The 26,789-nt window shown below is 59.9% G+C and carries 23 protein-coding genes, 1 pseudogene and 1 riboswitch; of the genes and pseudogenes, 12 read left to right on the top strand and 12 right to left on the bottom strand.

Annotated elements, in window-relative coordinates; genetic code table 11:
• Positions 1-457, top strand: a pseudogene (locus MMS95_RS17730) (DedA family protein); the annotation flags it as partial.
• Between the two features lie 28 nt (positions 458-485).
• On the opposite strand, the gene ilvN (MMS95_RS17735) reads toward MMS95_RS17730, so the two are convergent.
• The 7 genes from ilvN (MMS95_RS17735) to sgrR all read right to left on the bottom strand — a co-directional run bounded on the left by ilvN (MMS95_RS17735) (position 486) and on the right by sgrR (position 7,926).
• Positions 486-779 (bottom strand): acetolactate synthase small subunit, encoded by a 294-nt coding sequence (gene ilvN / locus MMS95_RS17735; RefSeq protein ID WP_016929110.1) that lies wholly within the window; start codon positions 777-779, stop codon positions 486-488.
• A 3-nt stretch (positions 780-782) separates the two neighbouring features.
• A complete protein-coding gene (gene ilvB / locus MMS95_RS17740; RefSeq protein ID WP_082997249.1) occupies positions 783-2,477 on the bottom strand; it encodes an acetolactate synthase large subunit in 1,695 nt (564 codons plus the stop codon).
• 111 nt (positions 2,478-2,588) lie between these two features.
• Positions 2,589-2,687, bottom strand: coding sequence for an ilvB operon leader peptide IvbL (gene ivbL, locus MMS95_RS17745; protein WP_099785722.1), 99 nt, complete (start codon positions 2,685-2,687; stop codon positions 2,589-2,591).
• A gap of 103 nt (positions 2,688-2,790) precedes the next feature.
• On the bottom strand, positions 2,791-3,495 hold the full coding sequence (thiQ, locus tag MMS95_RS17750; protein ID WP_242142021.1) for a thiamine ABC transporter ATP-binding protein ThiQ: 705 nt from the start codon (positions 3,493-3,495) through the stop codon (positions 2,791-2,793).
• Positions 3,482-5,089 (bottom strand): thiamine/thiamine pyrophosphate ABC transporter permease ThiP, encoded by a 1,608-nt coding sequence (gene thiP, locus MMS95_RS17755; protein ID WP_033631776.1) that lies wholly within the window; start codon positions 5,087-5,089, stop codon positions 3,482-3,484. The genes thiQ and thiP overlap by 14 nt, the downstream gene beginning before the upstream one ends.
• Entirely contained in the window at positions 5,065-6,051 is a 987-nt protein-coding gene (thiB, locus tag MMS95_RS17760) for a thiamine ABC transporter substrate binding subunit (protein ID WP_048326150.1), read from the bottom strand. Before thiB ends, thiP begins: the two co-directional genes overlap by 25 nt.
• 57 nt (positions 6,052-6,108) lie before the next feature.
• Positions 6,109-6,227: riboswitch (TPP riboswitch) on the bottom strand.
• Positions 6,228-6,264: 37 nt separating this feature from the next.
• Positions 6,265-7,926 carry an HTH-type transcriptional regulator SgrR gene (sgrR, locus tag MMS95_RS17765; protein ID WP_015376637.1) on the bottom strand — a complete coding sequence of 554 codons (1,662 nt, stop codon included), beginning with the start codon at positions 7,924-7,926 and terminating at the stop codon, positions 6,265-6,267.
• Between the two features lie 90 nt (positions 7,927-8,016).
• On the opposite strand from sgrR, the gene sgrT reads away from it, so the two are divergent.
• From sgrT to MMS95_RS17780, 3 genes are all read left to right on the top strand, one after another.
• A complete protein-coding gene (gene sgrT / locus MMS95_RS17770; RefSeq protein ID WP_004932838.1) occupies positions 8,017-8,190 on the top strand; it encodes a glucose uptake inhibitor SgrT in 174 nt (57 codons plus the stop codon).
• 154 nt (positions 8,191-8,344) lie between these two features.
• A complete protein-coding gene (locus MMS95_RS17775) occupies positions 8,345-9,541 on the top strand; it encodes an MFS transporter (RefSeq protein ID WP_033631778.1) in 1,197 nt (398 codons plus the stop codon).
• Positions 9,542-9,685: 144 nt separating this feature from the next.
• Positions 9,686-11,158, top strand: a complete 1,473-nt coding sequence (locus MMS95_RS17780; protein ID WP_033631779.1) for a DASS family sodium-coupled anion symporter — start codon at positions 9,686-9,688, stop codon at positions 11,156-11,158.
• 37 nt (positions 11,159-11,195) lie between these two features.
• On the opposite strand, the gene leuD is transcribed toward MMS95_RS17780, so the two are convergent.
• Genes leuD through leuA form a run of 4 tightly spaced genes read right to left on the bottom strand, consistent with a single transcriptional unit; the run spans position 11,196 to position 15,878 of the window.
• On the bottom strand, positions 11,196-11,798 hold the full coding sequence (gene leuD, locus MMS95_RS17785; protein ID WP_004932829.1) for a 3-isopropylmalate dehydratase small subunit: 603 nt from the start codon (positions 11,796-11,798) through the stop codon (positions 11,196-11,198).
• 9 nt (positions 11,799-11,807) lie between these two features.
• Positions 11,808-13,208: a 3-isopropylmalate dehydratase large subunit gene (gene leuC / locus MMS95_RS17790; protein WP_048326158.1), complete on the bottom strand. Its 1,401-nt coding sequence runs from the start codon at positions 13,206-13,208 to the stop codon at positions 11,808-11,810.
• A 1-nt stretch (position 13,209) separates the two neighbouring features.
• Positions 13,210-14,301 (bottom strand): 3-isopropylmalate dehydrogenase, encoded by a 1,092-nt coding sequence (leuB, locus tag MMS95_RS17795; protein ID WP_004932823.1) that lies wholly within the window; start codon positions 14,299-14,301, stop codon positions 13,210-13,212.
• A 2-nt stretch (positions 14,302-14,303) separates the two neighbouring features.
• Positions 14,304-15,878 carry a 2-isopropylmalate synthase gene (gene leuA, locus MMS95_RS17800; protein WP_004932820.1) on the bottom strand — a complete coding sequence of 525 codons (1,575 nt, stop codon included), beginning with the start codon at positions 15,876-15,878 and terminating at the stop codon, positions 14,304-14,306.
• Between the two features lie 873 nt (positions 15,879-16,751).
• On the opposite strand from leuA, the gene leuO reads away from it, so the two are divergent.
• The 5 genes from leuO to cra all read left to right on the top strand — a co-directional run bounded on the left by leuO (position 16,752) and on the right by cra (position 23,724).
• On the top strand, positions 16,752-17,699 hold the full coding sequence (gene leuO / locus MMS95_RS17805) for a transcriptional regulator LeuO (protein ID WP_004932811.1): 948 nt from the start codon (positions 16,752-16,754) through the stop codon (positions 17,697-17,699).
• A gap of 465 nt (positions 17,700-18,164) precedes the next feature.
• The gene (locus MMS95_RS17810; protein ID WP_033631781.1) at positions 18,165-19,973 is read left to right on the top strand and encodes a long-chain fatty acid--CoA ligase; all 1,809 of its coding nucleotides are present in this window, start codon (positions 18,165-18,167) and stop codon (positions 19,971-19,973) included.
• Between the two features lie 316 nt (positions 19,974-20,289).
• On the top strand, positions 20,290-22,008 hold the full coding sequence (ilvI, locus tag MMS95_RS17815; protein ID WP_033641254.1) for an acetolactate synthase 3 large subunit: 1,719 nt from the start codon (positions 20,290-20,292) through the stop codon (positions 22,006-22,008).
• A 2-nt stretch (positions 22,009-22,010) separates the two neighbouring features.
• Entirely contained in the window at positions 22,011-22,502 is a 492-nt protein-coding gene (ilvN, locus tag MMS95_RS17820; RefSeq protein ID WP_004932806.1) for an acetolactate synthase small subunit, read from the top strand.
• A gap of 217 nt (positions 22,503-22,719) precedes the next feature.
• Positions 22,720-23,724: a catabolite repressor/activator gene (gene cra / locus MMS95_RS17825; RefSeq protein ID WP_004932801.1), complete on the top strand. Its 1,005-nt coding sequence runs from the start codon at positions 22,720-22,722 to the stop codon at positions 23,722-23,724.
• A gap of 37 nt (positions 23,725-23,761) precedes the next feature.
• On the opposite strand, the gene MMS95_RS17830 is transcribed toward cra, so the two are convergent.
• On the bottom strand, positions 23,762-24,202 hold the full coding sequence (locus MMS95_RS17830) for an L-alanine exporter AlaE (RefSeq protein WP_004932798.1): 441 nt from the start codon (positions 24,200-24,202) through the stop codon (positions 23,762-23,764).
• Positions 24,203-25,065: 863 nt separating this feature from the next.
• Between MMS95_RS17830 and mraZ the strand changes: the two genes are divergently transcribed.
• Genes mraZ through ftsL form a run of 3 tightly spaced genes read left to right on the top strand, consistent with a single transcriptional unit; the run spans position 25,066 to position 26,785 of the window.
• Positions 25,066-25,524: a division/cell wall cluster transcriptional repressor MraZ gene (mraZ, locus tag MMS95_RS17835; RefSeq protein ID WP_242142023.1), complete on the top strand. Its 459-nt coding sequence runs from the start codon at positions 25,066-25,068 to the stop codon at positions 25,522-25,524.
• Positions 25,525-25,526: 2 nt separating this feature from the next.
• The gene (rsmH, locus tag MMS95_RS17840; protein WP_004932794.1) at positions 25,527-26,468 is read left to right on the top strand and encodes a 16S rRNA (cytosine(1402)-N(4))-methyltransferase RsmH; all 942 of its coding nucleotides are present in this window, start codon (positions 25,527-25,529) and stop codon (positions 26,466-26,468) included.
• Positions 26,465-26,785, top strand: coding sequence for a cell division protein FtsL (gene ftsL / locus MMS95_RS17845; RefSeq protein WP_015376645.1), 321 nt, complete (start codon positions 26,465-26,467; stop codon positions 26,783-26,785). Before rsmH ends, ftsL begins: the two co-directional genes overlap by 4 nt.
• The last annotated feature ends 4 nt before the right edge of the window (positions 26,786-26,789 follow it).

Consider the following 26,789-nt stretch of genomic DNA (forward strand, 5'->3'; position numbering starts at 1 on the left):
GCACCAGCACAGCATGGCGACCATTCTGATCGGCCGCTTCGTCGGCCCGACGCGCCCGCTGGTGCCAATGGTGGCCGGGATGCTCGATTTGCCGCCGTACAAGTTCGCGCTGCCGAACATCATCGGTTGCCTGACCTGGCCGCCGGTTTATTTCTTCCCCGGCATTCTGGCGGGCGTGGCGATCGATATTCCCGCCGGCGCCGACAGCGCGATGTTCAAGTGGCTGCTGCTCGCGGCGGCGCTGCTGGTCTGGCTGGCGGTATGGTTGAGCTGGCGTTGGTGGCGTGAGGGTAAGCGCAACGCCGATCGACTGAGCCGTTGGCTGACGCCGCTGCGGCTGCGCGTGGTTTGCGGATTGAGTTGGCTGGCGGCGCTGGCGGTCGGTTATGCGCTGAGTCAGCAGCCGCTGATGCCGGTGTATCGCCACCTGCTGTGGCAGGTGTTGTCGGGTCAATGACCAAAGGGGGCGAAAGCCCCCGTTCGCCTTATTGGAAGAACGCTTCCAGCTGTTCAAATACCCGCACGTCTTCGCTGTGGCGCTTCACCTGCAGCACGTCTTCCAGCTTTTCCACCTGGCTGATCATTTGCTCCAGCCGCTGATCGTCGGCGACCAATAGCCAAATGCGGCTCTGCTGGCCGTCCTTTAGCGGTAGACACAGAATGCCTTCGACGTTGAACGCGCGGCGGGCGAACAGCCCGCAAACGTGCGACATCACACCGGGATGGTTACGCACTGCCAGCTCCAGGATCACTTGGGGTTTATCTTGTGGTTGCAGCATGGCTTATTCTCCAATCATGTCGATGTTGGCGGCGCCCGGCGGCACCATCGGGAATACTTTTTCGTTGATATCGATCAGCGCGTGGATCAGGCAGGGGCCTGGGCGTTGGATCGCCTCGGCCAGCGCCGCCTGCGGATCTTCCGCGGCGTTCAGATCGCAGGTATCCAGCCCGAATCCGGCGGCGATCTTCAGGAAGTCGGTGCGCTTCGGGTAGGCGGCGGCGAAGATGCGCTGCTGGTAGAACAGGGTTTGCTGCTGGTGCACCAGCCCCAGCGCCTGGTTGTTCATCAAAATGATTTTCACGTCCAGATCGTGCTCGACCGCGGTGGCCATTTCCTGAATGTTCATCATCAGGCTGCCGTCGCCGGAGAAGCACAGCACTTTGCGCTCGGGCTCCGCCAGCGCCGCGCCGATCGCCGCCGGCAGACCGAAGCCCATGGTGCCCAGACCGCCCGACGTCAGCCACTGGCGCGGCCGGCTCAGCGGATAGGCTTGCGCCACCCACATCTGATGCTGGCCTACGTCGGTGGTGATGATGGCGCTGTCGTCCACACAGCGCGCGGCGGCCAGCACCAGGCCGTAATGGCTCAGCGGATCGTCGGCGTTCGGCATGTTGAACGGGAATTCGCGTTTCAGGTCATTGACGGTGTTCAGCCATGCGCTGCGCGGCTGCGTGTCGATCTGCGGCAGCAGCTGGCGCAGCACCTGGCCGACGTCGGCATGGATCGCCACGTTGGCCTGTTTGACCTTGCCCAGCTCGGCGCGGTCGATATCCACATGAATGATGGCGGCGTTAGGGCAGAACTGCTCGGTTTTGCCGATCGCCCGATCGTCGAAGCGCGCGCCCAGCACGATCAGCAGATCGGCTTCCTGCAGAATGAAGTTGGTGCTGCGCGCCGCGTGCATGCCCAGCATGCCCAGCGACAGCGGGTGTTCCACCGGCATCGCGCCCAGCGCCATCAGCGTCATGGTGGTGGGCAGACCGGCGCGTTCGGCCAGTTCCACCGCTTGCCGGTGGGCGTCGGCGCAGATGATGCCGCCGCCCAGGTAGAGGATCGGGCGTTTCGCCTGATTGATCATCGCGGCCGCTTGCGAAACCAGCGCCGGATCGAAGCTTGGAGCGGCGTCCGGCACGGCGATCGGCGGCAGCTCTTCCAGCGTGATGGTGGCGGTTTGCACATCTTTCGGCACATCGATCCAGACCGGGCCGGGGCGGCCGGACTCGGCGATGCGGAAGGCGTCGCCAATCACCTGCGGCAGTTCGCGGATATCGCGCACCAGATGGTTGTGCTTGGTGATCGGGATGGAAATGCCGTAGGTGTCCACTTCCTGGAAGGCGTCGGTGCCGATCATCGAGGAGGGCACCTGACCGGTGATGCACACCAGCGGAATGGAGTCGAGTTTGGCGTCGGCGATGGCGGTGACCAGGTTGGTGGCGCCCGGCCCGCTGGAGGCGATGCACACCGCCGCCTTGCCGTTGGCGCGCGCCATGCCTTGCGCCATAAAGCCCGCGCCCTGTTCGTGGCGCGCCAGCACGTGGTGAATGCGGGTGCTTTGGCTCAGCGCGTCATACAGCGGCAGCGCGGCGCCGCCGGGAATGCCGGCGACGGTGGTGATGCCCTGACGCTCCAGCAGATGAACGATCAATTGTGCGCCGGTGAAGCTGGTGCCCGGTTGAGGCGTGCCCGAAGTTGCCATGTTCCTGTCCTTTCTCAAGGCCGGTGAGCTTTGCTGGGCAGGGTGCTAAAACAAGAAACCCCGCCCGGTTTGCGCCGGCGGGGTTTGGGAATCGATGCGTTGATTCGGACCCTACGGCGCATTGCCGACGACCACCACCACACGCACGACGACCACCGCGGCTGGTAGCGCGGTAACTAGTAGGGTCGAAGTCAGCGAGGATGCGATCACAGGGAACCTTATCATCAGTAAAAAAAGTCAGGTTTTTATAAAAACACAGGCGCAAAATTCGCACAACAGGTTTATTGGCGCAGCATAAAAAACGCGCGTCAGATCACGCTTTGCCCGAAATGCCCAGCACGCGCGCTTCGGGCGCGCTGCCGTCCAGCAGGGCCTGCGTCGGGCCGTCGTAGTAGATGCGGCCGTCGACCACCAGCAGCGTGCGCGGCGCGATGCGCGCGGCGTCGTCGAGGTTGTGCGATACCATCAGCAGCGTCAGGTTGCGCTGTTCGCATACCGTCTGCAGCAGTTGCAACATCTCGTTGCGCAGCGCCGGATCGAGCGCCGAGAAGGGCTCGTCGAGCAGCAGGATCGGCCGTTGGCGAATCAAACAGCGCGCCAGCGCGGCGCGCTGACGCTGGCCGCCGGAAAGTTGCGACGGCAGGCGCTCCAGATGCTCTTCCAGGCCGACCTGACGGGCGATGTGCGCCCGCTGTTGGCGCTGCTGTTCAGTCAAGCGCAGTCCGGGATCCAACCCCAGCCCGATGTTCTGCGCCACCGTCAGATGCGCGAACAGGTTGTTCTCCTGAAACAGCATCGACACCGGCCGCTTGGCCGGCGGCGAGGCGGTGTGGTCTTCGCCATTCAGCAGCAGCCGGCCGTTGGCCGCCGGCAGAAAGCCGGCGATCAGGCTCAGCAAGGTGCTTTTACCGGCGCCGCTGGGGCCGAGCACCGCGACGCGCTCGCCCGGCTGGATGCGCAGATCAAAGCGCATCGGCAGGTGGTCATACAGGTAGGTCAGTTTTTCAAGCGTCAGCATGGCGGCCCGGTAAGCGTTCAATCAGGGTAAACAACAGGAAGCACAGCAGCAGCAACAGCAGCGCGGTCACCGCCCCGTCGTTGCTGCGGTAGGCGCCAATCTGCTGATACAGGTAAAAAGGCAGGGTACGGAAATGCTCGTTGCCAAACAAGGCGACCACGCCGAAGTCGCCGATCGACAGCACGCAGGCGAAGGCCAGCGCCTGTGCCAGCGGGCGGCGCAGGGCGCGCAGCTCAATCAGCCGCAGCCGTCGCCAGCCGCGGATATCCAGCGACAGGCACAGCGGGTTGTAACGTTCGGCGAGGTCGCGCATCGGGTTCTCCAATACCTTTAGCGCGTAGGGCACCGCCATCAGCGCATTGGTGAGGATCACCAGCGCATAGGGCGACTGCGGCAACCCCATTGTATCGCCCAGCAGCAGGAAGAAGCCGGTGGCCAGCACGATGCCCGGCATCGCCAGGATCACCATGCCGCTGAGCTCCAGCGCCTGGCCGCCGCGCAGCTGTTGCCGCAGTTTTAGCTCACGGCTGCTCCACAGCAGCATCATAGTGAGCGCCACGCACAGCAGCCCTGCGCCGAGGGCGATGCGCAGCGACGTGAACAGCGCCTGCCACAGCACCGGCTGGCGCAGCACGCTGACCATGGCCTGATTGGCGCCGTCGGCGATCACCGCCAGCAGAGGCGGCAGCAGCAGCAACAGCGCGGCGGCGATCAGCAGAAAATCGCCGACGCGTCGCCACAGGCTGTCATCCGGATTGCGCCAGCGCTGGGCGTGGGTATGCCCCACCGGCAATGCCTGGCTCAGGCGCTGACTGATCAACACCAGCCCGAGACAACAGCCCAGCTGGATCAGCGCCAGCATGGCGGCACGCCCCAGATCGTAGTCGTAACTCAGCGCCTGGTAGATCGCCAGTTCGATGGTGGTGGCCTGTGGCCCGCCGCCCAGCGACAGCACGGTGGCGAAGCTGGCGAAGCACAGCATGAAGATCAGCGCGCCGCTCGGCAGGATTTGGCGGCGCAGCGCCGGCCATTCGACGAAGCGGAACTGCTGCCAGCCGTTCATGCCCAATTGGGCGGCCAACTGGCGCTGCTCCACCGGAATGTTCTCCAGCGCCTGCAGCAACAGGCGGGTGGCCAGCGGCAGGTTAAAGAACAGGTGCGCCAGCAGAATGCCCTGCAGACCGTAGGGCGAGAAACCATACTCGACGCCCAGCCAGCCGCACAGCGTCGCCAGCCAACCCTGGCGCCCATAGACGCTGAGCAGGCCGAATACCGCCACCAACACCGGCAGCACCAGCGTCATGGCGCACAGCCGCAGCAACAACTGTCGGCCGGGGAAACGACGCCGATAGAGCGCGCGCGCCAGCAGAATGGCGGGCAGCACCGAAATCAGCGCCGACAGCAGCGCCTGCAGGAAGGTGAAGCGCACCACGTGCCACAGGTAACTGTCCTGCCACAGGCTGCGCCAGTCGCTGTCCGGCGCGTGACGCCACAGTGACCCCAGCGCCAGAGCGGCGACCAGCAGGATCAGGCCGGCGGCCAGCAGCCCCGGCCAGAGCCAGCGGGGGATCAGCGGCTGACGGCGGTTTGCCATGCCCGGATCCAGCCGCCGCGTTGTGTGGCTACCTCTTCGGCGCTGTATTGCAGCGCGGTCTGCGGCACGTTCATCTGCTCAAAACCGACGGGCAGCGGGGTGTTGATCACCGGGTACATCCAGTTGCCGGTCGGGATGGTGTTCTGGAATGCCGGCGTCACCATGAACCGCATGAAACGCTCGGCCAGCTCAGGCTGTTTGGCGGCTTTCAGTTTGCCGGCCACTTCCACCTGCAGGTAGTGGCCTTCGCTGAACGTGGCGGCGGCGTAAAGGTCTTTTTTCTCTTCGATCAGGTGGTAGGCGGGAGAGGTGGTATAGCTAAGCACCAGATCGCCTTCGCCTTTCAGGAACAGGCCGTAGGCTTCGCTCCAGCCTTTGGTGACGGTCACGGTCTTTTTCGCCAACTGCTGCCAGGCGGCCGGCGCCTTGTCGCCATACACTTTCTGCATCCACAGCAATAATCCAAGGCCCGGCGTGCTGGTGCGCGGGTCTTCGTAGATCACTTTCCAGTTGCGGTCGCCGCTGACCAGCTCCTGCAGGCTTTTCGGCGGGTTCTTCAGTTTTTCTTTGTTATAGACGAAGGCGAAGTACCCGTAGTCGTAAGGCACGAAGGTCGCGTCCTGCCAGCCGCCCGGCACCGTCAGCTTGGCGGTGTCGACGCCGCTCGGCGCGAACAGGCCGGTTTGCTGCGCCGCCTGCAGCAGGTTGTTGTCCAGCCCCAGCACCACGTCGGCGGCGCTGTTCTTGCCCTCCATGCGCAGGCGGTTCAGCAGCGAAACGCCGTCTTCCAGCGCCACGAACTTCAGTTCACAGTCGCATTCGGCCTCGAAGGCTTTTTTCACCGCCGGGCCAGGGCCCCAGTCGGCGGCGAAGGAATCGTAGGTGTAAACCGTCAGCGTCGGCTTGGCGAACGCCGGCGCGGCGCACAGCAGCAATAAGCAGGGCAGATATTTTTTGACCACGTTGCACTCCTGAAAAATAAGGGGGCAAGGGCATCTGAGGGGGCGAGGCGGCGTCGCCGGTTCGCTGGGCTCAAATCCCTCCGCCGGTATTGACCGGATCAGGTTCGACGGGTGTGCTCTCAGCGGAAAATCAGGCTTATTACGCGGCCCGGCTCTCCGCACCCCGTTGAGACGGCGCTATTGTAAAGATTAACCGACTTGGGCGAAAGGCGCTTATGTCTCCGGCGGGGCAAACCAGGCGGACTTGAAGTCGAACCAGCCGAGGGTGTTCATCCGCACGCCGCGCATGCTGCGCTGGCCGTGCAGCTGCAGCCAGTGGTGGAACAGCGGATGCAGCTGGTGGTTGCTGACCAGACGCTGGCAGAACTCCGCCAGCGGCAGGCGGTTGGCGCGCCACAGCGCCGCGTCCTGCGCCAGATCTTCGTTCATGCAATGCTGCATCAGCGGCAGTTCGTACAGCGTGGCGAACAGCGAAAACTCCAGCGGCAGATAGAAGTTGGCGCTGCCAAGCCACAGATCGCTGCGCGCGTCGCCCTGGTGCCAGGTGGCGTAATCCACGCTTTGCACGATCAGGCGGATGCCGTGCTGCGCCAGCAGCGGCTCGATCGCCTGACGGATGGCGTGAAACTCCGAATGCTCATTGAAGTGGGTCATCGTCAGTTCGGTCAGCCCCGCCGGCTTGGGCTGCTGCGCCAGCGCGCGGTTGTGGTGCCAACGGGGCAGCAGGCCATACGCCGGCGACCAGTAGCGTTGGTAGAGCGGCCCGGCGTGGCTCAGCAGCGAAATGGGATTGATCAATTCGCACAGCCAGCTGCGAATGGCGGGATCGGCGGCCAGCGGGGAGCGCCGGTCGAACAGCAGGAAATAGCAGCCCTCTTCCAGCCGGCTTTCCAGTTCGTTGTTGCCGGTTTCATCGCCCTGCAGCTGTACGCCGGAATGCACCAGTTCTTCGGAGAACTCCGGCAGCACCCAGATATTCACCTCGTCGATCAGCGCCCGGTAGCCAAAATAGTCGTCGAAGGCGTGGATCTTCATCTGGCTGGGGAGATTGCGCACTACGCGATAGGGGCCGGTGCCGATCGGATGGCGGGCGAAATCCGGCAGTTCGCGCCATTCGCGCGGCAGGATCATGGCGTGCACGCTGCCCAGCAGCCAGGGCAGCCAGTGGTCGGGGCTGCGCAGATGCACATCAATCACGAATGGCGTCGGCGAGGTGACGCTCTCGATATGCGAGAACAGCGGTTGCGAGGTCAGACGCGAGAGAGAAGTAATGACGTCCGCCATCTCCAGCTCGCGGCCGTGATGAAAATGGATCGCCGGGCGCAGGTAAAAACGCCAGTGCAGTGGCGTCAACGCCTGCCAATGGTGAGACAGATCGGACTCCAGTTCCCCGTTTTCCTCATTTATGCGTGTCAGGCCGTTGAAGATCTGGCGCGCCAGATGGGTTTCCGAACGCCGCAGCGCCGAGCCGGGCAGCAGGTTGTACAACTGCCGGTAGTAGAGCACCCGCAGGATGTGTTTCCCCTGGCGGAAGCTACGCCCCAGCTGCGACAGCAGCATCTGGCGCACCACGTTTTTGTCGCCCACCAGTTGCACCAGTTGATCGATGCGATCCTGTTCCAGCAGCTCCTCGGCCCGCTGTTGCTGCAGCGCCAGGCCGGTGTAGTGGAAGGTTAGCCGCGAACGCTTGCCGCGCCCCGACTCCGCCTGCCAGGTGAGCCAGCCTTCCCGCTGCATGGCGCTCAGCAGGGAGCGCACGTGGCGCCGCGAGCAGCTGAGCACCTCCGCCAGATCCTGCAGCGTGGTGTCGGTGGTTTCACCGTGGCAGCGCTGCCACAGGCGGATGAACTGCTGCTGCAATCTGGACGTGGACATAAAAGAGGAACGCTCCCGCTTCAACTCGTCAATTTTTCTTTCCCTATATTACGCCGATAATTTTCATCAATGAAAGGGGAGGGCGTAATCATGAAAGCTTTCTTATCCAGGCAGTTCTATCAGCGCTATTTCAGCGCGGTGCGCCGCCAGCGAGCCGACTGGCTGAGCGTGGTGCCCGAACAGGCGCGGCTGGCGATGCTGGCGCACCTGACGCAATGGGACATTAAAGAGATGACCGATAAGCAGTATCGCGAGCACCTGTAGGGGCTGCGGCAACAAGTTTCTGAGTAATGGTGCTGTTTCACCAGCCAGTGGGGCGACCCACTGGTTTTTTTATGCGCGGTCATGGCGATGCGCTTGCATTTTTCTCGCCGTGGCCTAAGGTTCTTTCTTCTGCTTTGAGGTCAGGGAAGACGATATGCAACGCCTGAGCCGGTTGTCACTGCGTATTAACCCCATCTTTGCCGCATTCCTGCTGATCGCTTTTCTCTCCGGCATCGCCGGCGCGTTGCTGACGCCGACGCTCAGTCTGTTTCTGACCACCGAGGTCAAAGTGCGGCCGCTGTGGGTAGGGCTGTTTTACACCGCCAACGCCGTGGCCGGCATCGTGGTCAGTTTTCTGCTCGCCAAGCGCTCCGATACCCGCGGCGATCGGCGCAGGCTGATCCTGCTGTGCTGCCTGATGGCGGTCGGTAACTGCCTGCTGTTCGCCTTTAACCGCGACTACCTGACGCTGATCACCGCCGGGGTGCTGATGTCCGCCGTTGCCAACACCGCCATGCCGCAGATTTTCGCGTTGGCGCGGGAATACGCCGACAGCGAGGCGCGTGAGGTGGTGATGTTCAGCTCGGTGATGCGCGCCCAGCTTTCGCTGGCGTGGGTGATCGGCCCGCCGCTGTCGTTTGCGCTGGCGCTAAACTATGGGTTCACCGTGATGTTCCTGATCGCCGCCGCCACCTTCGCGGTTTGCGTGCTGCTGGTAGGGGTTATGCTGCCTTCGGTGCCGCGTGCGGCGGAGAATGGGGAGCTGCAGGGCGGGATGTCTGCGCCGATCGCGCCCGCCAGCGCCTGGCGCAATCGCGATGTGCGGCTGCTGTTCATCGCTTCGATGCTGATGTGGACCTGCAATACCTTGTATATCATCGATATGCCGCTGTATATCACCGCCGATCTCGGGTTGCCGGAAGGGCTGGCCGGGGTGCTGATGGGCACCGCCGCCGGGTTGGAAATCCCGGCAATGCTGCTGGCCGGTTATTACGTCAAACGCTTCGGCAAACGCAACATGATGCTGCTGGCGGTGGCGGCGGGCGTGCTGTTTTATCTCGGGCTGACGGTGTTGGCGGCCAAGCCGGCCCTGATCGCGCTGCAGCTGCTCAACGCGGTGTTTATCGGCATCGTCGCCGGTATCGGCATGCTCTATTTTCAGGATTTGATGCCGGGCCGGCCGGGCGCCGCCACCACGCTGTTCACCAACAGCATCTCTACCGGGGTGATCCTGGCCGGGGTGCTGCAGGGCGCGCTGGTGGAGAATTTCGGTCATGGTTCGGTGTATTGGATGGCGGCGCTGTTGGCGCTGGCGGCGCTCGGGATGAGCGCCAAAGTGCGTGAAGTGTGAGGTTAAACGACGGCATTCTTGATGCAAGTCATTGAGAAGGCTAAGCCGGGCGCTCAAGCTGAAGGCATATGGCGCGCGATCGTTGCGCCCACGCCCGTCTCGCTATTGAGATGCCGCCCTGTCGTTTAGAACAGTGGGAACGTTATGGATAAACTCACACCGCTCAAACCGCTTCCTTCCCTGTGCGCCCTTGGCGCCACGCTGATTATCTGGTTCCTCATTCCCGTGCCGGAGGGCGTTGCGCCCAATGCCTGGCAGCTGCTGGCGCTGTTTATCGGCACCATCATCGCCATCATCGGCAAGGCGATGCCGATCGGTGCGGTCTCGGTGATCGCCATCGCTCTGGTGGCGGTGACCGGCGTCACCAACCCCGGCAAGCCGGGCGCCGCGCTGGACGACGCGCTCAGCGGCTTTTCCAACCAACTGATCTGGCTGATCGGCTTTTCTATCATGATCTCCCTCAGCCTGAACAAAACCGGGCTGGGCGCGCGCATCGGCTACTACTTTATTTCGCTGTTCGGCAAGAAGACGCTGGGCATCGCCTACGCGCTGACGCTGGCGGAAACCACGCTGGCGCCGGTGACGCCGAGCAATACCGCGCGCGGCGGCGGCATCATTCACCCGATCATGAAGTCGATCGCCGACAGCTTCGGCTCCAAACCCGAGCTCAATACCTCCGGCAAGATTGGCCGCTACCTGTCGCTGGTGAACTACAACATCAACCCGGTCACCTCGGCGATGTTTATCACCGCCACCGCGCCTAACCCGCTGATCGTCAGCCTGATCGCCAAAGGCACCCACGGCAGCTTCGAGCTGTCCTGGTCGATGTGGGCGGTCGCCGCCCTGGTACCGGGGCTGTGCTCGTTGATCGTGATGCCGCTGGTCATCTACCTGCTGTATCCGCCTGAGGTGAAAAGTACCCCGGACGCGCCGCGCTTCGCGCGCGAAAAGCTGCAGGCGCTGGGGCCGGTGACGCTGCCGGAGAAAATTACTCTCGGGGTATTTGCGCTGCTGCTGGTGCTGTGGGCCGGCATTCCGGCGATGATCTTCGGCCCGTCGCTGGCGGTCAATCCCACCACCGCGGCGCTGATCGGCCTGGCAGTGCTGCTGGCCACCGGGGTGCTGAGCTGGGAGGACGTGCTGAAACATAAAGGCGCCTGGGACACCGTGGTGTGGTTCTCGGCGCTGGTGATGATGGCCAGCTTCCTCGGCAAGCTGGGGCTGATCGGCTGGCTGTCGCAAACCGTCGGCAACGGCATCGACCGTATGGGCATGAGCTGGGTGGGCGGCACGATCTTGCTGACTCTTATCTATTTATATTCACACTATTTCTTCGCCAGCACCACCGCGCACGTGACGGCGATGTTCGCCGCCTTCTTCGCTGCCGGCATCGCGCTTGGCGCGCCACCGGCGCTGCTGGGCCTGATCCTGGCGTTCTCTTCTTCGCTGATGATGTCGCTGACCCATTATGGCACCGGCACCGCGCCAATCGTCTTTGGCTCCGGCTACGTGACGCTGGGGGAATGGTGGAAAGCGGGGTGGGTGATGAGCGTGGTTAACCTGCTGATTTGGATGCTGATCGGCGGGGCGTGGTGGAAGCTGCTGGGCTACTGGTGAGGAAAAAATTCACCCGCCGGGCGGCGGGTGAAGGGGATTAATTCAGAAACGCCGGCTGCTGCGCTTCGTAGCGGGAGATGTCCGCTTCGTGCTGCAGCGTCAGGCCGATGCTGTCCAGCCCGTTGATCATGCAGTGGCGGCGGAAACTGTCTATTTCGAACGGATAGCTTTTGCCGCCGGCGTTGACCGTCTGGTTCTCCAGATCCACCACGAACTCCGTCCCTTCGTTGGCGTCCACCAGCTTGAACAGCTCATCCACCTGCTGCTCGCTCAGCGTCACCGGCAACAGCTGGTTGTTGAACGAGTTGCCGTAGAAGATATCGGCAAAGCTCGGCGCAATCACCACTTTGAACCCGTAGTCGGTCAGCGCCCAGGGGGCGTGTTCGCGCGAGGAGCCGCAGCCGAAGTTTTCGCGCGCCAACAGGATGCTGGCGCCTTTATAGCGCGGTTTGTTCAGCACGAACGCCGGGTTCGGTTGCTGGCCGGCGTCGTCGAGGAAGCGCCAGTCGTTGAACAGGTGCTGGCCGAAACCGGTGCGGGTCACCTTCTGTAAAAACTGCTTGGGAATAATGGCGTCGGTGTCGACGTTGGCCGCATCCAAAGGCACCACTAAGCCGGTATGTTGAGTAAATTTAGCCACGTTAGCCCCTTAGTGAATATCACGGATGTCAGCGAAGTGACCGGCGACGGCGGCCGCGGCGGCCATTGCCGGGCTGACCAGGTGGGTGCGCCCACCGCGGCCCTGGCGCCCTTCGAAGTTACGGTTGCTGGTGGACGCGCAGCGCTCGCCCGGATTCAGACGGTCGTTGTTCATCGCCAGGCACATCGAGCAACCCGGCAAGCGCCATTCGAAACCGGCTTCAATAAAGATTTTGTCCAACCCTTCGGCTTCCGCCTGGGCCTTCACCGGGCCGGAGCCCGGCACCACGATGGCCTGCACGCCGTTGGCGACCTTGCGCCCCTTGGCGATCGCCGCCGCCGCGCGCAGATCTTCGATGCGCGAGTTGGTGCAGGAACCGATGAACACCTTGTCGATCGGCACTTCGGTCAATTTGATACCCGGCTTCAAATCCATGTAGGCCAGCGCTTTTTCGGCGGAGGCGCGCTCAACCGGATCGCTGAACGATTCCGGCGCCGGGATCGCCTGATTGACGGCGATCACCTGGCCAGGGTTGGTGCCCCAGGTGACCTGCGGCGCGATCTCTTCGGCGCGCAGCGTCACCACGGTATCGAACTGGGCGTCGGCGTCGGACTTCAGCGTGCGCCAGTAAGCGACCGCCTGCTCCCAGTTTTCGCCGGTCGGTGCGAACTGACGCCCCTTCAGGTAGGCGAAGGTGGTGTCGTCCGGCGCGACCAACCCGGCTTTGGCGCCCATTTCGATCGCCATGTTGCACAGGGTCATACGCCCTTCCATGCTCAATGCCTCGATCGCCTTGCCGCAGAACTCCACCACGTGGCCGGTGCCGCCTGCGCTGCCGGTTTTGCCGATCACCGCCAGCACGATGTCTTTGGCGGTAATGCCCTCGGCGGCGTCGCCGGTGACTTCAATCTTCATGGTTTTGGCCCGGCCCTGTTTCAGGGTCTGGGTCGCCAGCACGTGTTCCACTTCGGAGGTGCCGATGCCGAACGCCAACGAGCCGAAAGCGCCGTGGGTGGCGGTGTGTGAGTCGCCGCAGACGATGGTCATGCCCGGCAGCGTCATGCCTTGCTCAGGCCCGATCACGTGCACGATGCCCTGGAACGGGTGATTCAGGTCATACAGCGAAACGCCGAATTCCGCGCAGTTCTTGATCAGCTCCTGCATCTGGATGCGCGCCATTTCGCCGCTGGCGTTGATGTCTTTGGTCTGGGTCGACACGTTGTGATCCATGGTGGCGAAGGTTTTGCCGGGTTGGCGCACCTTACGGCCCATGGCGCGCAGGCCGTCGAACGCCTGCGGCGAGGTGACTTCGTGCACCAGGTGACGGTCGATATACAGCAACGGCGTTTCGTTCGGCGCTTCGTGCACCACGTGGGCGTCGTACAGCTTCTGGTATAAGGTCTTGGCCATGTTATGCCCCCTGAGCTACAAAGCGGGCGATGATGTCGCCCATTTCATCGGTGCTGACGGCTTTGCCGTCACCGGCCAGATCGGCGGTGCGGTAGCCCTGTTCCAACGCCTGGTTGATGGCGCGCTCCACGGCGTCGGCCGCTTCATCGGCGCCCAGGCTGTAACGCAGTAGCAGGGTGGCGGACAGGATCTGTGCAATCGGGTTGGCGATGCCTTTGCCGGCAATATCCGGCGCGGAACCGCCCGCCGGTTCGTACAGGCCGAAGCCTTGCTCATTCAGGCTGGCGGACGGCAGCATGCCCATCGAACCGGTGATCATCGCGCACTCGTCGGACAGGATGTCACCGAACAGATTGGAGCACAGCAGCACGTCGAACTGGGACGGATCCTTGATCAACTGCATGGTGGCGTTGTCGATATACATGTGCGACAGCGACACGTCCGGGTAATCCCTGGCAACCTGATTGACCACTTCACGCCACAGGATGGAGCTTTGCAGCACGTTGGCCTTGTCGATCGACGTCACCTTGTGGCGGCGCTTGCGGGCGGATTCGAAGGCGATGCGCGCGATGCGTTCAATCTCGAAACGGTGATACACCTCGGTATCGAAGGCGCGTTCCTGCATGCCCTGGCCTTCGCGGCCTTTCGGCTGGCCGAAGTAGATGCCGCCGGTCAATTCGCGCACGCACAGAATGTCGAAGCCGCGGGCGGCGATGTCGGCGCGCAGCGGGCAGAACGCCTCCAACCCTTGATACAGGCGCGCCGGGCGCAGGTTGCTGAACAGTTTGAAGTGCTTGCGCAGCGGCAACAGCGCGCCGCGTTCCGGCTGCTCGGCCGGCGGCAGATGTTCCCATTTCGGGCCGCCCACCGATCCGAACAGGATGGCGTCGGCCTGCTCGCAGCCGGCGACGGTCGCCGCCGGCAGCGGGCTGCCGTGGCGATCGATGGCGATGCCGCCGACGTCGTACTCGGCGGTGGTGATGCGAATGTCAAAGCGTTGACGCACTGCGTCCAACACTTTGCGCGCCTGAGCCATTACTTCCGGGCCGATGCCGTCTCCGGGCAAGACGGCAATGTGATAAGTCTTCGTCATGTTCACACCGTTTCCTGATTATTTTGATGTTTGTTTTGCTGCAGGCGCTGCTTTTCTTTTTCTACCTGCTGTGAGCGCCAAATATTGTTCAACACGTGCACCATCGCCTTGGCGGAGGATTCGACGATGTCGGTCGCCAGACCCACGCCATGGAAGCGGCGGCCGTTGTAAGAGACCACGATATCCACCTGGCCCAGCGCGTCGCGGCCATGGCCCTTGGCGGTCAATTGGTACTTCACCAGCTCGATCGGGTAGTCGGTGATGCGATTGATCGCCTGATAAACCGCATCGACCGGGCCGTTGCCGGTGGCGGCTTCGGCTTTCTCTTCGCCGCCGCAGATCAGTTTCACCGAGGCGGTGGCCATGATGCTGCTGCCGGATTGCACGCTAAAGTAACCCAGGCTGAAGTGCTCCGGCTCTTCCTGCTGTTTGTTGATGAAGGCCAGCGCCTCCAGATCGTAGTCGAACACCTGGCCCTTTTTGTCGGCCAGCTTCAGGAAGGCGGCGTACAGGGTATCCAGGTTGTAATCCTGCTCCTGGTAGCCCATCTCTTCCATGCGGTGTTTCACCGCCGCGCGGCCGGAGCGGGAGGTCAGGTTTAACTGCACGTCTTTCAGGCCGATCGACTGCGGGGTCATGATTTCGTAGTTTTCGCGGTTCTTCAGCACGCCGTCCTGGTGAATGCCAGAGGAGTGGGCGAAGGCGTTGGAGCCGACGATCGCCTTGTTGGCCGGGATCGGCATGTTGCACAGCTGGCTGACGATCTGGCTGGTGCGGAAGATTTCCTGGTGGTTGATGTTGGTGTGCACGTTCATGATGTCCTGGCGCACTTTAATCGCCATGATCACTTCCTCCAGCGAACAGTTGCCGGCGCGTTCACCAATGCCGTTCAGGGTGCCTTCCACCTGGCGGGCTCCGGCTTGCACTGCGGCGATGGAGTTGCCGACCGCCATGCCCAAATCGTCGTGGCAGTGCACGGAGATGATGGCTTTGTCGATGTTCGGCACGCGGTCATACAGGGTAGTGATGATGCCGCCGAACTGGTTCGGGGTGGTGTAGCCGACGGTGTCCGGGATATTGATGGTGGTAGCGCCGGCGTTGATGGCGGCTTCGACCACGCGACACAGATTGTCGATCGGCGTGCGGCCGGCGTCTTCACAGGAGAACTCCACGTCGTCGGTGTAGTTGCGGGCGCGTTTTACCGATCGTACCGCCATCTCCAGCACTTCGTCGAACGAGCGCTTCAGCTTCGATTCGATGTGCAGGGTTGAGGTGGCCAGGAATACGTGGATGCGGAACGCTTCGGCGACGCGCAGCGCTTCGGCGGCCACGTCGATGTCTTTGTCCACGCAGCGGGCTAGGCCACAGACGCGGCTGTTCTTGATCTGGCGCGCGATGGTTTGCACCGACTCGAAGTCGCCCGGCGAAGAGACCGGGAAGCCGACTTCCATCACGTCAACGCCCATTCTTTCCAGCGCCAGCGCAATCTGAATCTTCTCTTTTACGCTCAGGCTGGCCTGCAGCGCCTGCTCGCCATCACGCAGCGTGGTATCGAAAATAATGACTTGTTGGCTCATCGGTGCATTCCTTATCGTGTTGATTTCACGCTAAGCGGGCAAAAAAAAACCCGCGCAGTAGCGCGGGTTTCTTATGGGTGATCGGCTGAGTCAGCTCCGAACGTCGTCCACAGGCATACCGCGCAAACAAGATGCGTTGAGTAGTAGGCCTAGTAGACGGTGAGTACGGATCATAAGGGTTCAGCTTCTCTTAAATTGGGTGTCTGCCTAATTTGATACGTGATTGGCCTGGCGATGTCAACACCTGATTGAATGCGGGGACAATGCATCAGCTCATTAGCTAAACAGAGGATCATTCGGCAAAAAAACGACGCCTTAGAGAAAAAAATGGGGCCAGTTTGCGTGCTGCTTAGCATAAACGAATCGAATATATACTGCGCTAATTGCTTCTGGATTTCGTTGCGTTAAGATTTGTGATGAAAAAAACAAGGGGATTAATCACGGGGAGCAATAAAATAACATTTTCAATGCAAATGGTTTAAATTGAACTCATATGAATAATTGATTGTTTTAGTCATAATATAACAAAATAATGCGTTTTTATACAAAGTGAGCGGTGTTTTTAGATGGTTTGATTGCTTATGATGTGTTTTTATAGTTTGTCTCATACAGTGCGGCGACGTTGTTCAATTGTATTAATCATTATTGATACCTAATTATTAGTACTACCCAGGTGGCATTCTTCTCGCTGACGGGGAAAGCTGCTGACATGTATTCCATATACGACTTATATCGTGTCGATAACACGAGGTTTTTTATCGGTTGATGACGGTAATGGCAGGATTTGTCGTGCAAAGATAAGACAATGCGGCGTTTCATTGTTTGTCGAGCATAAGGATTAGATTATCTACACAGGATTTAGTGGAGTGAAATATGGCTGAATATGATTCAGAAATCGCCATGGTCAAAGAACCGGCGGACATCCATTTGCGCAGCGTCGATCTTAATTTACTGACGGTGTTTGACGCCGTGATGCAAATGCAAAATATTACGCGAGCCGCTAATTCGTTAGGGATGTCGCAGCCGGCGGTGAGCAACGCGGTAGCGCGCCTGAAGGTGATGTTCAACGACGAACTGTTCGTGCGCTGCGGCCGCGGGATCCAGCCCACCATGCGGGCCAGGCAGCTGTTCGGGCCGGTGCGGCAAGCGCTGCAGCTGGTGCAGAATGAGTTGCCGGGATCTGAGTTTGAGCCGCTGACCAGCACGCGAGCGTTCTCCCTGTCGCTGTGCAGCCCGCTCGATTTGCGTCTGGGCGCCGGGATAATCAATCACGTCAAACAGATAGCGCCGCAGCTTAACCTGCAAATAAAGTCATACATTAACAATAATATTGAACGTCAATTACGTTATCAGGACGTGGAGTTTGTCATCGGCTACAGCCGTTTCGAGTCGGCGGAGTTTCGCAGCCTGGCGATGTTCGACGACGAATTAGTGCTGGCGGTTGCGCAGGCGCACCCGAGAATAGGCGAGGAGGTGACGCCGGAACACATGCTGGCCGAGCAGCATGCTGCGGTTTCCCTGGAAAGTTTTGGATCGTTCAGTAAACCTTTTTATTTAGACGAACCGATGCTGCGCGCCGTGACGCAGCAGTGCACGGATCTTTACAGCGTGTTGAATATGGTGTCGCAAACGGAAATGGTAGCGATTGCGCCCGCCTGGTTGGTGCGACAGCAGACGGAGGCGTTGAAAATAAAGGCGGTTCCTTTATGTGGCAACGATAATAAAGCCACCTGCTACCTCTCCTGGCATGAATCCTCAGAGCGGGATAAAGGCCACCAGTGGATGAAATCTGTCCTGATTGAGGCGGGTAACCCAAAGTAAAGCGATAAAAATGGGAACTATATAAAGATAATATTCAACTGAGCGTTTTTTTCTCATGATAAAAACTAAGAACTATCTGCGTTTTTATTAAGATATTTCTTGGTTTTGCGGCGATAGAATAACTTATTCTCAGGATAAATTTGTTCATTTAGCGAAAACAATTAATATAAATTAATATTCTGATTTTTACTTTCCAGCTGGAATTTTAAACTAACTCGATGTGGCGGCCCGAACGGGCCGCGTTTTATGGCCGCCATCAAACCTTTTCCTTCCCGTTTTGTCCAACCCATGAAAGCGCGAAAGCCGGCCTGAGTTTTGGCTCACACTTCTACGCTGAAATCGCTTTTCCCCCTGCCTGAGAGTAGGTAGACTGCGCGGAAAAAAGTAAACACGTGTAAGCTGAGATGAGGGCCGCAAGGCATCGTTCAGGCTTAACTGTATGATTCATTTCAGGCTTAGAGCACTATGATCACTAATCTGCTGCAATACCATTTGATCCATCGTATACAGCATCAAATCACCCACCGAGCCGATCGCACAGCATTTCGCCAATGGTCGCCCAACGGCGAGTTTCAACTGACCTGGGGAGCGGCGGCTGCCCGCATTGATCGCATTGCTGCCGGGCTGCTGGCGCTGGGCGCCGAAGTGCAAGAACGTATCGGTATCTTCGCCAATAACACGATGGCCTGGTCGTTGACCGATCTCGCGATCCTGCACCTGCGTGGCGTCAGCGTACCGCTCTATTCCACCAATACGCCGGCGCAGGCGGCCTTCGTCATCAACGACGCTGACATTCGCATCCTGTTCGTCGGCGAGCAGGCGCAGCTGGATGCCGCCATCGCACTGCGTGGCGTCTGCCCACAGCTGAGTCATATCATCGTGTTCGACGAGGGCACCGATCTGCGCGGCTGCGAGATCGCACAACACCTGGGCGCCTTCGAGCGCGCTGCCGATCCGGCGGCTTTTGTCGCTCAACGTCGGCAGCGCATTGAAGAGTGCGACCTGCAGGATCTCTTTACCCTGATCTATACCTCGGGCACCACCGGCGAACCGAAAGGGGTAATGCTGGACTACCGCAACCTGGCGGCGCAGCTCTACCTGCATGATGAGAGACTGACGGTCGGCGAAGAGGATGTGTCGCTCAGTTTCCTGCCGCTGTCGCACGTGTTCGAGCGTGCCTGGAGCTTCTTTGTCATGCATTCCGGCGCGCAGAATGTTTTCCTGCCGAACACCGACTGGGTACGGGAAGCGATGGGGCAGGTGCGGCCGACGTTAATGTGCGCGGTACCGCGTTTCTACGAGAAGATTTTCAGCGCGGTGCATGAAAAAGTGGCGCGTGCCCCTTGGTTGCGCCGTGCGCTGTTCCACTGGGCGATCGTCTGCGGGGAGCGCAAGTTCCTGCAAGAGCGGGCCGGCAAACCGTTGGGCAAACTGTTCGAACTCTCTCACCGCTGGGCCGACAAGCTGGTATTGAGCAAGCTGCGCGGCATTCTCGGTGGCCGGGTGCGTTTCTTGCCGGCAGCGGGTGCCAAGCTGGATGACAATGTGATCCTGTTTTTCCAGGCGATGGGCGTCAACATCAAGTACGGCTACGGCATGACCGAAACCTGTGCGACCGTGTCCTGCTGGGAAGAGGGGCATTTCCGCTTCGGCTCTATCGGTAAACCGCTGCCGGAGGTCGAGGTGCGCATCGGTGAAGAAAATGAAATTCAGGTGCGCGGGCCGATCGTGATGCGCGGCTATTTCAACAAACCGTTGGAAACCGCCGCGACCTTTACCGCCGATGGCTGGCTGAAAACCGGCGACGCCGGGGCGATCGATGAAGAGGGCAATCTGTTCATCACCGAGCGCCTGAAAGATTTGATGAAAACCTCCGGCGGCAAATACATAGCGCCGCAGATGCTGGAAGGCACGCTGGCGCAGGATCGCTTTATCGAGCAGGTGGCGATCATCGCCGATGCGCGCAAGTTCGTTTCCGCGCTGATCGTGCCGTGCTTTGAGTCGTTGGAAGAGTACGCGAAGTCAGTCAACCTGAAGTATCAGGATCGCCTGGAGCTGCTGCGCAACGGCGAGATCCTCGCGATGTTCGAAAAGCGTCTGCGCGAGATGCAAAAGGAGCTGGCGCGTTTCGAGCAGGTGAAGAAGTTCACGCTGCTGCCGGCGGCTTTTTCCATGGAGTTGGGGGAGCTGACGCCAACGCTGAAGCTGCGCCGCAAAGTGATCCTGCAGCGCTATCAGCGCGAAATCGACTCGATGTACCAGGAACAGGCCTGACGCCGCCGCCGGGCCATGTGCCCGGCGAAAAAAGCGGCATATCCATCACCTGATTTAGTTCTGTAATTTCCCTCCTGTTCGAAACAATGCCTAGCCCGACAACCCTGAGGCTAGCGCATTGTTTTTATAAAGCTGCGATCTCCAGCCGCTTGGCAATAACCCCGCCACCGTTAAGCCATTTTGCCGTTTGCCTGCCCCAAATTCTGACGTTATGTTAATTCGATAGCGACAACCCATAAAAACTTTGGGGCATTGCCCCGCAGCAGGCGCTACGTTCCGGCGCCAGAGAAGAATAAGCAAGCCTGGAGGCAAACCCATGGAGATGTTGTCAGGAGCCGAGATGGTCGTCCGATCGTTGATCGATCAGGGCGTTAAACATGTATTCGGCTACCCCGGCGGGGCGGTGCTCGATATCTACGACGCCCTGCATACGGTCGGAGGGATCGATCATATTCTGGTGCGCCACGAGCAAGGTGCGGTGCACATGGCCGACGGCTACGCGCGCGCCACCGGCGAAGTGGGCGTGGTGCTGGTGACCTCCGGCCCCGGTGCCACCAATGCCATTACCGGCATCGCCACCGCCTATATGGACTCGATCCCGATGGTCGTCCTGTCGGGGCAGGTGCCCAGCTCGCTGATCGGCTACGACGCCTTCCAGGAGTGCGATATGGTGGGGATTTCTCGGCCGGTGGTGAAACACAGTTTCCTGGTGAAACGTACCGAAGACATCCCGGCGGTGTTGAAGAAGGCCTTTTACCTGGCTTCCAGCGGCCGCCCCGGCCCGGTGGTGATCGATCTGCCGAAAGACATCGTCGGCCCGGCGGTGCGGATGCCTTATGCCTATCCGCAGGACGTGAGCATGCGTTCTTACAACCCGACGGTGCAGGGCCACCGCGGGCAAATCAAACGCGCGTTGCAAACCATCCTGGCGGCCAAAAAGCCGGTGATGTACGTCGGCGGCGGCGCGATCAACGCCGGTTGCGAAGCCGAACTGCTGGCGTTGGCGGAGCAGCTGAACCTGCCGGTGACCAGCAGCCTGATGGGGCTGGGCGCTTTCCCCGGCACCCATCGCCAGAGTGTCGGCATGCTCGGCATGCACGGCACCTATGAAGCCAATAAAACCATGCACCATGCCGACGTGATCTTCGCCGTCGGCGTGCGTTTCGACGATCGTACGACCAACAATCTGGCCAAATACTGCCCGGATGCCACCGTGCTGCACATCGATATCGATCCGACCTCGATCTCCAAAACGGTGGACGCCGATATCCCGATCGTCGGCGATGCCAAACAGGTGCTGGTGCAGATGCTGGAGCTGTTGGCGCAGGATGACAAGGCGCAGGATCACGATGCGCTGCGCGACTGGTGGCAGTCTATCGAACAGTGGCGCGCCCGCGACTGCCTGGGCTACGACAAAAACAGCGGCACCATCAAGCCGCAGGCGGTGATTGAAACCTTGCATCGCCTGACCAAAGGCGACGCCTATGTGACCTCCGACGTGGGGCAGCACCAGATGTTCGCCGCGCTCTATTATCCGTTCGACAAACCGCGCCGTTGGATCAACTCCGGCGGCCTCGGCACCATGGGCTTCGGCCTGCCGGCGGCATTGGGCGTCAAGCTGGCGCTGCCGGAGGAAACCGTGGTGTGCGTGACCGGCGACGGCAGCATTCAGATGAATATTCAGGAGCTGTCCACCGCGCTGCAATATAACCTGCCGGTGGTGGTGGTGAACCTCAACAACCGCTATCTGGGCATGGTCAAGCAGTGGCAGGACATGATTTATTCCGGCCGTCATTCGCAGTCTTACATGGATTCGCTGCCGGACTTCGTCAAGCTGGCCGAGGCTTACGGCCATGTCGGCATCGCCATCCGCACGCCGGATGAGCTGGAAAGCAAGCTGGCGCAGGCGCTGGCGGAAAAAGAGCGGCTGGTGTTCGTCGATGTGACCGTCGATGAAACCGAACATGTCTACCCGATGCAGATCCGCGGCGGAAGCATGGACGAAATGTGGCTTAGCAAAACGGAGAGGACCTGATCATGCGCCGTATTTTATCTGTCTTGCTGGAAAACGAATCCGGCGCCCTGTCGCGCGTGGTGGGGCTGTTCTCCCAGCGCGGTTACAACATCGAGAGCCTGACGGTGGCGCCGACCGACGATCCGACGCTGTCGCGCATGACTATCCAGACCGTCGGCGATGAGAAAGTGCTGGAGCAGATTGAGAAGCAGTTGCACAAGCTGGTGGACGTGCTGCGCGTCAGCGAACTGGTGCAGGGCGCCCACGTCGAGCGCGAGATCATGCTGGTGAAGCTGCAGGCCAGCGGCTACGGCCGTGAAGAGGTGAAGCGCTGCGCCGACATTTTCCGCGGCCAGATCGTCGATGTGACGGCGACGCTGTATACGGTGCAGCTGGCCGGCACCAGCGACAAGCTCGACGCCTTCCTGAGCGCGGTGCGTGAAGTGGCGGAGATCGTGGAAGTGGCGCGTTCCGGCGTGGTCGGCGTGTCGCGCGGCGACAAAATCATGCGCTGAGCGCGGTTTGGCGGCGAATAATCGGGGCGCGGCGTGGCTGCGCCCTTTGTTTTTCGGTATTTTTTGCCCGATTGCTGGCACCTTTCGGCAAAAGCGGTTGCTAGGTAGTGTTTTCTGCTGTTAGATCGCAGAGGCTGGATTGAATAACCGTACGGGATGCCATGGTTAATCCGAGCACAGCCTTCACTTCTATTTTCAGCGTCATTAAGGGGTTAATGTGAAACTGGATGAAATCGCGCGTCTCGCGGGCGTTTCGCGCACGACGGCCAGTTATGTCATCAACGGCAAGGCGAAGCAGTATCGTGTCAGCGATAAAACCGTCGAGAAAGTGATGGCCGTGGTCAGGGAGCATAACTATCACCCGAATGCCGTCGCGGCGGGGCTGCGCGCTGGGCGCACCCGTTCTATCGGCCTGGTGATCCCGGATCTGGAAAATACCAGCTATACCCGCATCGCCAACTACCTGGAGCGCCAGGCGCGCCAGCGGGGTTATCAATTGCTGATCGCCTGTTCCGAAGATCAGCCGGACAACGAAATGCGCTGCATTGAGCACCTGCTGCAGCGCCAGGTGGATGCCATTATCGTCTCCACCGCCTTGCCGCCGGAACATCCTTTCTATCAACGCTGGGCCAACGATCCGCTGCCGATCATCGCGCTGGACCGCGCGCTGGATCGCGAGCATTTCATCAGCGTTGTGGGCGCCGATCAGGAAGATGCCTTTGCGTTGGCGCAGGAGCTGCGCACCTTCCCGGCTGAATCGGTGCTGTATCTGGGCGCCTTGCCGGAGCTTTCGGTGAGCTTCCTGCGTGAGCAGGGCTTCCGTCAGGCCTGGCAAGAGGATCCCCGCCACGTCGATTACCTGTACGCCAACAGCTATGAACGCGAAGCCGCCGGCGCGTTGTTTGCCGAATGGCTGAAAACGCACCCGATGCCGCAGGCGCTGTTTACCACGTCGTTCTCTTTATTGCAGGGCGTGATGGACGTGACGCTGAAGCAACGCGGCCGCTTGCCGACCGATCTGGCGATTGCCACCTTCGGCGATCATGAACTGTTGGATTTCCTGGAGTGCCCGGTATTGGCGGTAGCGCAGCGCCATCGCGACGTGGCCGAGCGCGTGCTGGAGCTGGTGCTGGCCAGCCTGGACGAACCGCGTAAACCCAAGCCGGGGCTGACGCGCATTCGCCGCAATCTGTTCCGCCGCGGCAGCCTGAGCCGCAAGTAGTTTGCCTGACAGGGGCCCGCGTTGGCGGGCTCCTGGTTTAGACGTAGTCCGCCACCCGGAACAGCCGCCGGCAGTATTCCAGGAAATAGCCATACACCACGCCCATCGCCATGGAGACCAGCGCATTGCTGGTTACCGCCGCCAGCATTTGTTGGCCGTCGGCGCCTACGCTCCATAGAATGGCGGCATAAACCGGCGACTGGAAGCTGACGTAGGCCAGCAGATCGGCGAGGTTGCGCAGCAGGAACTGGCCGCGCGGGCAGCGGCGCGCCGTGCGGATAAACAGATCGCGATAGCGGCCGTAAGGCCAGGCGATCAGGATGTTGACCGGGATCGACAACAGGCGTGAAGAGAGGGATTGCTGGAAGCTCATGCCTGAGATCAACACTTCTATCGCCATGCCGGCGATAAAGCAATACACCACCAGTGCGAACGTATCGGCAGCGGCGCTACGCCAGTGAGTCGCGGGCGAAAGCATGTGTCACCCCCTTATAGTTAAAATTCTGTTAAATCATTCATTGTTGGATGTTAAGGCTGGTTTTTTGCCTTTTTTATAGTGTACTAATCTGGATTGTGTTTTTTAACTAGGTTTATATTTTTGTTTTTAACATTTGTTCGCTTTTTGTCCCGCAGAACAGGGGCGTAGGATGGGGCGGAGAGATTAAAATCGGCGTTTTTAAATAAATCGATTAAAAACATAAGGTTGCGATTTTTCGTTTTTGAAGAGGATTTTTTCCGGCAAAAATTGTGGAAATAAAGGTGTAAGAAAATGAAACCATAATTGTAAACAGGTATTTTGGGAATAATCTTACCAAGTTGATTTGAATCGAAATTACTTCTGCTCGTAATATCCGAGCCATTTATTTTTATCGCGGCCTCATCACGGCGGTGCAAATTGAAGTAAAATAGCGCCCGGTTTTACGGTGAATAACGATTGAGCGTTATTAACTCAAGGAGTTATGGCCTTATTCCGCGATCGGTTCGCCTGGCGCCGAGCCTTGGCGGGCGCGGCTCGCCAGCGGTTACAGCCCTGAGATTGCCGAGCTGAAAAATGAGACATGGCTTGCAGAAGGAAGTAATGAGTTAATTAATCGCCAGTTCGTCAGGTTTTTAATCAGATTCTTTCCGCTTAGAAAATTCTCTCCGTTTATCATGGTGTTAATTTTTAATCGTCGAATAATCAGAGTTTCTTTCGCGAGTCAGCTCCCAAAATGACCAGAGAAATATTGCCAAAGCGCTGGCGCTCTGGCTTGACAAGGTTTTCATACCCTCCGTAAACTCCATTGTGTGGGAATTTGTGGGGTAAAGTGGTGAAAACGGTCACTAAGGGGTAGCTCAGGAATGTTCCGTGGAGCGACGATGGTCAACCTCGACAGCAAAGGGCGGCTCGCCGTACCTACCCGATATCGGGAATTGCTCAACGAGGAATCGCAAGGCCAAATGGTCTGTACCATTGACCTCCATCAGCCCTGTCTGCTGCTTTATCCTTTGCCCGAATGGGAAATTATTGAACAAAAATTATCACATCTGTCGAGCATGAATCCCGCCGAGCGCCGCGTTCAGCGCCTGCTGTTGGGGCATGCCAGTGAGTGTCAGATGGATAGTGCCGGTCGTTTGCTGTTAGCCAGTACGCTGCGGCAACACGCCGGGCTCACGAAAGAAGTGATGCTGGTCGGTCAGTTCAACAAGTTTGAACTGTGGGATGAACAGACCTGGTATCAACAAGTCAAGGATGATATTGACGCTGAACAGTCGGCTCAGGAACCGTTGTCTGAGCGGCTACAGGACTTGTCGCTATAAGCATGTTGGAAAACTATAAACACACCACCGTCCTGCTGGACGAAGCCGTCAATGGCCTCAACATCCGCAGTAACGGCATATATATCGACGGTACTTTTGGTCGCGGTGGCCATTCTCGTCTGATTCTGTCCCAGCTGGGGCCGGAAGGGCGTTTGCTGGCGATTGACCGTGACCCTCAGGCGATTGCAGCCGCCAAATCTATTGAAGATCCTCGTTTTACCATCGTACACGGCCCATTTTCCGAGTTGTCGCACTATGTGCGGGAGCGCGAGCTGGTGGGCAAGATCGACGGCGTTCTGCTCGATCTGGGCGTTTCCTCGCCGCAGCTTGACGACGCGGAGCGCGGGTTCTCCTTTATGCGCGATGGCCCGCTGGACATGCGCATGGATCCGTCCACCGGCCTGTCCGCCGCGGAATGGCTGATGAAGGCCGAAGCGGACGACATCGCCTGGGTGCTGAAAACCTTTGGCGAGGAGCGTTTCGCCAAGCGCATCGCGCGCGCCATCGTGGAAAGAAACCGCGTGGAGCCGATGACGCGCACCAAAGAGCTGGCGGATCTGATCGCCGATGCCAGTCCGTTCCGGGAAAAGCACAAGCACCCGGCGACGCGCAGCTTCCAGGCGATCCGCATCTATATCAACAGCGAGCTGGAAGAGATCGAGCGTGCGCTCGACGGCGCGCTGGAAGTGCTGGCCCCGCAGGGCCGTTTGTCGATCATCAGCTTCCACTCGCTGGAAGACCGCATCGTCAAACGTTTTATGCGTCACCACAGCCGCGGCGCCCAGGTGCCGGCCGGCATTCCGTTGACCGAAGAGCAGCTGCGCGGCATGGGCGGCCGGACGCTGAAAGCGCTGGGCAAAATGATGCCGTCGGAAGCGGAAGTGGCGGACAACCCGCGTGCGCGCAGCTCGGTGCTGCGTATTGCTGAGAGGATGCCCGCGTGATTGGCAACGAACGTCACGGCCTGGTCGGGGTGATTGGCGGCGATCTGCTGCGCAACGCCAAGATCCCCCTGATTTTACTGATTGCGTCACTGGTCTCCGCGATTTTCGTGGTGACTACCGCGCACCGCACCCGCCTGCTGACCGCCGAGCGTGAACAGCTGGTTCTGGAGCGCGATGCGCTGGATATCGAGTGGCGCAACCTGATTTTAGAAGAGAACGCCCTCGGCGATCACAGCCGGGTTGAACGTATCGCGACAGAAAAACTGCAGATGCAACACGTTGATCCATCGCAGGAAAATATCATCGTTAAACAATGAATGG

Origin of the sequence: Serratia sp. PGPR-27 (assembly GCF_022678525.1) — a bacterium.
GTDB lineage: Bacteria > Pseudomonadota > Gammaproteobacteria > Enterobacterales > Enterobacteriaceae > Serratia > Serratia nematodiphila.

Coding starts and splice junctions, on each gene's coding strand:
- ilvN (WP_016929110.1), bottom strand. CDS start 779: ATGCTGCAACCACAAGATAAACCCCAAGTGATCCTGGAGCTGGCAGTG.
- ilvB (WP_082997249.1), bottom strand. CDS start 2,477: ATGGCAACTTCGGGCACGCCTCAACCGGGCACCAGCTTCACCGGCGCA.
- thiQ (WP_242142021.1), bottom strand. CDS start 3,495: ATGCTGACGCTTGAAAAACTGACCTACCTGTATGACCACCTGCCGATG.
- thiP (WP_033631776.1), bottom strand. CDS start 5,089: ATGGCAAACCGCCGTCAGCCGCTGATCCCCCGCTGGCTCTGGCCGGGG.
- sgrR (WP_015376637.1), bottom strand. CDS start 7,926: ATGTCCACGTCCAGATTGCAGCAGCAGTTCATCCGCCTGTGGCAGCGC.
- sgrT (WP_004932838.1), top strand. CDS start 8,017: ATGAAAGCTTTCTTATCCAGGCAGTTCTATCAGCGCTATTTCAGCGCG.
- MMS95_RS17775 (WP_033631778.1), top strand. CDS start 8,345: ATGCAACGCCTGAGCCGGTTGTCACTGCGTATTAACCCCATCTTTGCC.
- MMS95_RS17780 (WP_033631779.1), top strand. CDS start 9,686: ATGGATAAACTCACACCGCTCAAACCGCTTCCTTCCCTGTGCGCCCTT.
- leuC (WP_048326158.1), bottom strand. CDS start 13,208: ATGGCCAAGACCTTATACCAGAAGCTGTACGACGCCCACGTGGTGCAC.
- leuB (WP_004932823.1), bottom strand. CDS start 14,301: ATGACGAAGACTTATCACATTGCCGTCTTGCCCGGAGACGGCATCGGC.
- leuA (WP_004932820.1), bottom strand. CDS start 15,878: ATGAGCCAACAAGTCATTATTTTCGATACCACGCTGCGTGATGGCGAG.
- leuO (WP_004932811.1), top strand. CDS start 16,752: ATGGCTGAATATGATTCAGAAATCGCCATGGTCAAAGAACCGGCGGAC.
- MMS95_RS17810 (WP_033631781.1), top strand. CDS start 18,165: ATGATCACTAATCTGCTGCAATACCATTTGATCCATCGTATACAGCAT.
- ilvI (WP_033641254.1), top strand. CDS start 20,290: ATGGAGATGTTGTCAGGAGCCGAGATGGTCGTCCGATCGTTGATCGAT.
- ilvN (WP_004932806.1), top strand. CDS start 22,011: ATGCGCCGTATTTTATCTGTCTTGCTGGAAAACGAATCCGGCGCCCTG.
- MMS95_RS17830 (WP_004932798.1), bottom strand. CDS start 24,202: ATGCTTTCGCCCGCGACTCACTGGCGTAGCGCCGCTGCCGATACGTTC.
- mraZ (WP_242142023.1), top strand. CDS start 25,066: ATGTTCCGTGGAGCGACGATGGTCAACCTCGACAGCAAAGGGCGGCTC.
- rsmH (WP_004932794.1), top strand. CDS start 25,527: ATGTTGGAAAACTATAAACACACCACCGTCCTGCTGGACGAAGCCGTC.